1 protein-coding gene is annotated in these 490 nt (G+C 46.1%); it reads left to right on the top strand.

What is annotated here, in order from left to right; all coding sequences use genetic code 11:
• Positions 1–41: 41 nt before the first annotated feature.
• Positions 42–490: cadherin-like domain-containing protein (locus SB753_RS34680; RefSeq protein ID WP_410804552.1), on the top strand; the 449-nt coding region annotated here is incomplete at its 3' end.

Here is a 490-nt window from a genome sequence, read left to right as displayed (position 1 = left end):
TTACAGTTCTGCCAGTAAATGATCCACCAGTAGGCCCAGTAGTGGTAACCTTGGTCACGAATGAAGATACGCCAGTGTCCAGTCAAATCACAGCGTTTGATCCAGATGGAGAAGTACTGACGTACACCTTACAAGATCCTCCGACAAATGGAGTGGCAGTGGTCAATGCGGATGGCACCTTCACATATATGCCAAATGGAAATTACAATGGTCCTGATACGTTTACAGTGTTAATTAGCGACCCATCGGGCGCATTTATAGTGACGAGTGTATTTGTGACGGTTACGCCAGTGAATGATGTGCCAGTGGTGCCAAACTATGAGTTTGTAATCAATGAAGACACGACTTTAAATAGCCAAGTGGTGGCAACGGATGTCGATGGCAACCCATTGACGTACGGGTTACTGACAGGTCCAGTGAATGGAACGGTCATTGTGAATCCAGACGGCACCTACACGTATACGCCAAATGAAAATTACAATGGGACAGA

Origin of the sequence: Paraburkholderia sp. SIMBA_053 (genome assembly GCF_046534895.1) — a bacterium.
Classification (GTDB): domain Bacteria; phylum Pseudomonadota; class Gammaproteobacteria; order Burkholderiales; family Burkholderiaceae; genus Paraburkholderia; species Paraburkholderia caledonica.
This window is presented reverse-complemented; position numbering and strand designations above follow the sequence as displayed.